At 34.7% G+C, this 6,417-nt stretch carries 7 protein-coding genes; 3 read left to right on the top strand and 4 right to left on the bottom strand.

What is annotated here, in order from left to right:
• Nucleotides 1-22 precede the first annotated feature (22 nt).
• The 3 genes from rpmE to prmC all read left to right on the top strand — a co-directional run bounded on the left by rpmE (nt 23) and on the right by prmC (nt 2,323).
• Nucleotides 23-253, top strand: coding sequence for a 50S ribosomal protein L31 (gene rpmE / locus WCW66_06870; protein ID MFA6392425.1), 231 nt, complete (start codon nt 23-25; stop codon nt 251-253).
• A 64-nt stretch (nt 254-317) separates the two neighbouring features.
• Entirely contained in the window at nt 318-1,367 is a 1,050-nt protein-coding gene (gene prfA, locus WCW66_06865) for a peptide chain release factor 1 (protein ID MFA6392424.1), read from the top strand.
• 113 nt (nt 1,368-1,480) lie between these two features.
• Nucleotides 1,481-2,323 carry a peptide chain release factor N(5)-glutamine methyltransferase gene (gene prmC / locus WCW66_06860; protein MFA6392423.1) on the top strand — a complete coding sequence of 281 codons (843 nt, stop codon included), beginning with the start codon at nt 1,481-1,483 and terminating at the stop codon, nt 2,321-2,323.
• A 60-nt stretch (nt 2,324-2,383) separates the two neighbouring features.
• Here prmC and WCW66_06855 read toward each other — a convergent pair whose 3' ends face one another.
• The 4 genes from WCW66_06855 to WCW66_06840 form a co-directional block, all read right to left on the bottom strand.
• Complete coding sequence (locus tag WCW66_06855) at nt 2,384-3,442, bottom strand: DUF3048 domain-containing protein (GenBank protein MFA6392422.1); 1,059 nt, start codon at nt 3,440-3,442, stop codon at nt 2,384-2,386.
• 70 nt (nt 3,443-3,512) lie between these two features.
• The gene (locus tag WCW66_06850; protein ID MFA6392421.1) at nt 3,513-4,181 is read right to left on the bottom strand and encodes a 50S ribosomal protein L25; all 669 of its coding nucleotides are present in this window, start codon (nt 4,179-4,181) and stop codon (nt 3,513-3,515) included.
• 174 nt (nt 4,182-4,355) lie between these two features.
• On the bottom strand, nt 4,356-5,465 hold the full coding sequence (gene rodA, locus WCW66_06845) for a rod shape-determining protein RodA (GenBank protein ID MFA6392420.1): 1,110 nt from the start codon (nt 5,463-5,465) through the stop codon (nt 4,356-4,358).
• A 3-nt stretch (nt 5,466-5,468) separates the two neighbouring features.
• Nucleotides 5,469-6,323: a hypothetical protein gene (locus WCW66_06840; protein ID MFA6392419.1), complete on the bottom strand. Its 855-nt coding sequence runs from the start codon at nt 6,321-6,323 to the stop codon at nt 5,469-5,471.
• Nucleotides 6,324-6,417: the final 94 nt, after the last annotated feature.

Genomic DNA, 6,417 nt, shown 5'->3' with positions numbered 1-6,417 from the left:
TAAATATCATCCTCAAGCAAAAATGACTTGCGCTTGCGGTTCGGAATTTAACGTTGGTTCAACTGTTCCGGAAATACACGTGGAAATATGTTCTGCTTGCCATCCTTTTTATACCGGCAAACAGAAATATATCGATACGGCCGGAAGATTGGAAAGATTCAATAAAATGGTTACCAAATCAAAAGCGATTAAGGAAACCAAAAAAACCAAAGTTAAAAAAGAATCTGCCAAGGAAAAAAAGGATAAAAAATAATTTCATAGCGATTGAATTATTGCCAAAATACTATTTGGATAATTTTTTGTTGTAAAATTAAAATATGGAGAATAATCTCAGTCAATTGAAAGATCAATTAAAATCATTGGAAGAACAATTACAAAGTTCTGATATTTATGCTGATCAGGAAAAATTGAAAGAAATATCCCAAAAATACAATCAATTGAAAGAAACTTATCGTTTGTTTGACCAACTCAGAGAAATAAACGAAAAAATTTTTGAAATTGAAAAATTATTAAATAAAGAATCTCAACCCGAAATGCTGAGCTTGATTAAAGAAGAATTGGAACAATTAAAAGAAAAAAAAACAAGCATTGAGTCGGAAATCAATAAAAAAGAAAAATCTTCCAACACTCCGGAAAGTCGCGGCGTAATTTTGGAAATCAGAGCCGGCACCGGCGGCGACGAAGCGGCTATTTTTGCCGGCGATTTATTAAGAATGTATTCGCGTTTCGCGGAAAAAAAGGGCTGGAAGGTTGGTTTAATTTCATCGCACAAAACAGAATTGGACGGCTTTAAAGAAGCTATTCTGGAAATAAGAGATTCTGGCGCTTATCAAATTTTAAAAAATGAAAGCGGCGTTCACAGAGTTCAAAGGATTCCTAAAACTGAAAAAAGCGGCCGGCTTCACACTTCCACCGCTTCAGTGGCGGTATTGCCTCAAGCCGAACCCGCGGACCTTAAAATAGATTTAAAAGATTTAAAAATTGACACTTTTTGCGCTTCCGGACATGGAGGCCAAAATGTTCAAAAAACTTCTTCAGCCGTAAGAATCACTCATTTGCCGACAAATTTAGTTGTTGCCTGCCAAGACGAACGCAGTCAAGGACAAAATAAAGAGAAAGCTATGATCATTCTAAGATCAAGATTATTGGCGTTGAATGAAGAAAAAAAACATAAAGATTTGGGGGATCAAAGACGGGAACAAATCGGTACCGCAGAACGTTCGGAAAAAGTCAGAACTTATAATTTCCCTCAAGATAGAATTACTGATCATCGCCTTAACAAGTCATTTTTCAATATGTTGAATATTTTGGACGGGAATATGGACGCGATTGTTGAATCATTTGAAGAACAAGAAAATGCTGAATAAAATTAACCTAATTAACCTAATTTCTAATTCCTGAACAATAACCTAAACTCAAAATCCCAAATTGAAATACGATTTAGAAATTAGGTCAATTAGAAATTAGAAATTTTATAAAGATGACCATTAAACAAGCATTATTAAGAGCTATTCAATCTCTCCAAAAAATAACTAAAGAACCTCATTTAGATGCCGAGGTTCTTTTAAGTTTCACTCTAAAAAAGCGCCCTGCCTGCCGGCAGGCAGGAAAAATCTGGCTTTATTCCCATTCTGAAAAAAAATTAAAAAAAACAGAAGAAATAAAATTTAAAAAATTAATCGCTCAAAGAAAAAAGGGCACGCCCGTGGCTTATCTTGTCGAACACAAAGAATTTTTTGATTTGGATTTCATGGTTGATAAAAATGTTTTAATCCCCTCGCCCGACACGGAATTAATGATTGAAGAAATTTTAAAATCTGCGCCAAATAAAAAAATTTTAATCGCTGATGTCGGAACCGGCTGCGGCAATATCGCCATTACTCTGGCAAAACATTTGCCATTGGCAAAAATCTATGCCGTTGATATTTCAAAAAATGCCCTAAAAGTGGCGAAAAGAAACGCAAAAAAACACAAAACAAAAAAACAAATTATTTTCTTAAATGGAAATCTTTTAGAACCGCTGCCTGAAAAAATTGACATCATTGCTGCCAATTTACCCTATATTCCTTCCCAAAAAGCCAAATGCCTTAATCACAGTCCGCAGATTGCTTTAAACGGCGGAAAAGACGGTTTAAAATTTTATCAATCTCTGCTTGAAAATGCGGCTGATTATTTGCGGCCAAACGGCAAAATATTCTTGGAAATAAATTTTAATCAGGCGGAAAAAATAAAAAAAATAATTAAAAAATATTTCCCTCAAGCTGAAATAGAAATAAAAAAAGACCTGGCCGGCCTGAATCGATTGGTTATCGTTAATCCTTAAAAAATATTAAAAAAAATCGAGTATAGAAAAATAATTCCATTCTCGATTTTTTTATTTAAATTAATAAACAAGTTTGTGTTTAGGAGAAACAACTTCAATCCAAACCGAATCGGGTAAAAATTCTATTTCTTTGTCAAATGTATCATAAAATCTGGTTGATTCCTGAGAACCGGCCCTTTGCCATTTTCCCTTGGTTAATTTGCCTTTTTGGAAAATCATCGCTTCGCCATCCCCTATGGTCGTAATTTCTCTCCGGCCGACTTCGTCTAAAATATTTATTTCTGTTTTTTGAATGATTAAATTTTTTGTTTTAATTTGCGTTCCGTCCGAATCAACAAAAGGATTTAAAGTGCCTGTTTTTGAATCAATGGAGAATCGCAGATAAAAATCTGTTTTTGAATCAAATTTCCAAGCCACCGGATCAAGATAATTAATTTTAATGAATTCACTTGATTCCTGACTGGTAAGATTTATATCATTGGAAAATTTCCAACCGCTGAAATTTGTTTTTATTTTTTCCGGCAGATTTTTATTTTCTATGGCTTTTTTTATAAACTCGCCGGAAGTATATAAATTGCTTGGCGCAACTCGGTTATGATCGCGCCAAAAATACGCGCCGCCTCCGCTGATTTCATTTAAATCGTAAATCTTATCATCGTTTTGATCACTTTTAATTGTTCTAAGCGCCTGATCGCTTCCTCCGGCATGAATATATAAAGCGCCGTATTCTTCAGCCCAACTGACAAAATACGGCCTGGCTGAACGAATTGGCCCGATTTTATCAGGCAAAGCGTCTTGATTGAAAACAGCCAAAAAACGAGTAATATCGGCCTCAGCCGGCGATTCATAAACTATTGAAGCGCTGTTAATTCCGCTGACCGGCCGCGAATCAATAAAATTATCCATCATTATCGCCACGGGCAATTTTATTCCTTCTGAAATCAACGCGGTCTGAGATTCGGTTGCATTATTATTTTCCGGAGCAGTATTGTTTTGATCAGAATTATTTGTTTGTTCAGGCGTTGATTTATTAATTGACGGCAAAATTTGTTTTTTCTGGCAGCCGCTCAAAGAAATAATCACTAAAACAAAAATTAATCCCCATGAAAAGAATTTCATTTTGGGGATTAATTTTATAAATATGGCTTTTCTTTTATTCAAAAGTTCTGCCATAAAAAATTCAATAAATTTATTTTTTCTTTTTTTCGTCAACTTCTTCAGCTTCCTTCTTCGGCGCTTTTTCTATTTTGGCAACCTCTTCCACTTTTTCAACCGGTTTGGATTCCAATTCTTTTAATTCTTCTTCAGAATGAGGCGGTTGAACCATTACCACCATTTCTTCAAGATTATGTTTAATTTTAATACTCGCGGGTATTGCCAAATCTTTGATTCTAATCGCATCATCAATTTTAGTTAATTTTGAAATATCAATCTTGATATCATGAATCAAGTCATCGGGCAAACATTCTATTTCCAGCTTGGTCATATTGGAAAATAAAATACCGCCCAATTCTTTGACTGCCGGAGATTCGCCTATTAATTTCAATTCCACTTCAACATGAATTTTTTCACCTTCTCTGATTTGATAAAAATCAACATGTTCTATTTTATCGGTCAAAGGATGATATTGAACTTCAGTGATAAGCACTTTTCTCGGCTTTTCGCCCTCAATCTCCAAATTCAACAAATCGCTTTCGCCGACTTGTTTAAAAATTTTTTCAAAAATTAAATAAGGCATCTCAATTGACTCGGATTTTATGCCGTGACCGTAAACTACGGCTGGAATAATTTCTTGTTTTCTTAAGATTTGAACCTTTTTACCTTTTAATTCTCTCTTTTTTGTATTTAAGGTTAACATATTTTAGAAATTAGTAATTAAAGTTTTATTAAATTATTATACCACCTCCCCTTTTTTTGTAAACCCCCCACCAAACAAAAATGTATTTTTTAAATGTGAGCCCCCAATTCAACTATACTTAATCTACTTATTGTTATGTTAAAAAATAATTTTAAAAAAATACTGGGGCGAACATTATTTTTGTTCTGGTGTGTGGGTAAAGGGCTGATATAAAAGTATACTTTCAATAATTGCCAAAATCAACATACTGACCAACAAAGAGCTTCCGCCGTAACTGATGAATGGCAGTGGAATACCGACAATCGGAAATAATCCGACATTCATTCCTATATTTATAATTGCTTGGGAGAAAAAATAAATCACCGCTCCCAAAACAAAAATTTGGCTGAAATTATCATAAGCGCTTTTGGCAATTTTAACAAGACGGGAAATAAGAGCAATATAAAAACCCAAAAGTAGAATAGTACCCATTAATCCGAATTCCTCGGTTAATGCCGCGAAAATAAAATCCGTTTCACTGGCCGGCAAAAATCTTAATTGGCTTTGCGTTCCAAGGCCGAATCCTCGTCCAAAAATTTGACCTGAACCGACCGCGATAGTTGACTGCGTAATCTGATAGCCTCGGCCTGCCTGATCGCTTTGCGGATTTAAATAAGTCAAAATACGGTCTCGCTGATAATCTTTTAAAAAAAATGACCAGCCCAAGGCGCCAATCAAAATTATCATCAATAATAATCCCAGAATATGCTTTTTATTCCTATCCATCATTAAAAGAAGTCCAAACCAGAGAATTACTATCATCATGGCTGAACCGAAATCCGGTTGGCGCATGATTAAAAATAATAAGGGAAGAATTATGATAAAACTGACAATAATATGATTAACCCTGACCGGCTGCCGGCTAAAACCCCAAAACTGAGCCAGTGCCAAAAGTGCTGCCAATTTTGCTAATTCAATTGGCTGAAAATTAAAAAATCCCAAATTGAACCATCCTTTTACGCCGTGAGAGACTTGTCCGAATATTAAGACACCCAAAAGCAATAACACAACTATGATATAAAAAACCAAGTTAATCGCTTTGATGAACCTAAAATCCAGAGAAGTTATGATAAAAAATAAAATAAGCCCGCAAACCGCAAAAATGGATTGTTTGGCAAAATTGCTGAATTTAAGATCTCCTTGAGAAAGCGAAAGACTGTACTGAACGCTTAAACCGATAATAATTAAAAGAACCATTAAAACGAATAAAGTGCTGTCAAAATTTTTAAAACGGCTGAATAACATAATTTAAAAACTAGGCGGCATAAAAACACTTAAATCCAAAACATTTATTTCCGGTTTAACATCAATGTTGGTTGCTTGTGGTGCGGTTTTTCCCCACGGTAATTCTATAATTTTCTTTTCTTCGCCTTTTAAGTATTTAATCGGGATGGTATTGATACCAACAATTCTTGTGTTTTGATAAAGAGCGACCACGAAATTAATTTCCCAAAAACTATAAACTGATTTATTTTCTACAGTGAATGCAACTTGAGGCAACTCAACCCCTTGAGAAGTCGTAACCCAATTCAATTGCGGACTATTAACAATCAGTTTTGATAAAATTTCCAAATTGGCTTCGCGGGGATGGCGAACTCTTTGCCAATTAATTTTTGAAATTTGAAAACTGACATCTTCTGATGAGGCATTTTTTTGGCCCAAAACAAAAAGATATTTTTTTTCATCAGGAAGAATAAAGTTTTTTTTGACAGGCGTTTGTCCGCCATTGAAAGAAAAATAGTACTCAATGGAAGACACCATCCATTTTTCATTAAAATTTTGCGCCGAAACTACAAAATCATATTGCGATTCCTGTCCGCTGGCCAAAGTTAAAATAGAGGTTTCGTCGTCAATAACAATATCTTGCGGCTTGAAATGTTCGTGCATGCCAATCCAATCTATTCTTTCTTTAGTTAATTCCACTAACATTTCTTGATGACTCTTGGTTAAAGTAAAATATATTATACCCTGCCAAATGGCAATCCCCCAAACAACCGCGTTTAAAACAATTAAAAAAACCTCCTTGGCCTTGCGAATATCTTTTTTGTGCGCCAACAACCATTGGGCGGCTCTGAGTTGTTTGAAAATAATATTTTCTCCCATACCAAAATTTTTTAAAATTTAGAGACGAAGTCGAATAAATTTTTACTAAAATTTTGCGTACCCTGTTAAATAATTTCGCCTCTGGCGAAATTCC

It is taken from the genome of Patescibacteria group bacterium (genome assembly GCA_041664365.1).
Classification (GTDB): Bacteria; Patescibacteriota; Patescibacteriia; order UM-FILTER-42-10; family UM-FILTER-42-10; genus JAHJEX01.
This window is presented reverse-complemented; position numbering and strand designations above follow the sequence as displayed.

Coding starts and splice junctions, on each gene's coding strand:
- WCW66_06850 (MFA6392421.1), bottom strand. CDS start 4,181: ATGTTAACCTTAAATACAAAAAAGAGAGAATTAAAAGGTAAAAAGGTT.
- WCW66_06855 (MFA6392422.1), bottom strand. CDS start 3,442: ATGAAATTCTTTTCATGGGGATTAATTTTTGTTTTAGTGATTATTTCT.
- rpmE (MFA6392425.1), top strand. CDS start 23: ATGACTTGCGCTTGCGGTTCGGAATTTAACGTTGGTTCAACTGTTCCG.
- prfA (MFA6392424.1), top strand. CDS start 318: ATGGAGAATAATCTCAGTCAATTGAAAGATCAATTAAAATCATTGGAA.
- WCW66_06840 (MFA6392419.1), bottom strand. CDS start 6,323: ATGGGAGAAAATATTATTTTCAAACAACTCAGAGCCGCCCAATGGTTG.
- rodA (MFA6392420.1), bottom strand. CDS start 5,465: ATGTTATTCAGCCGTTTTAAAAATTTTGACAGCACTTTATTCGTTTTA.
- prmC (MFA6392423.1), top strand. CDS start 1,481: ATGACCATTAAACAAGCATTATTAAGAGCTATTCAATCTCTCCAAAAA.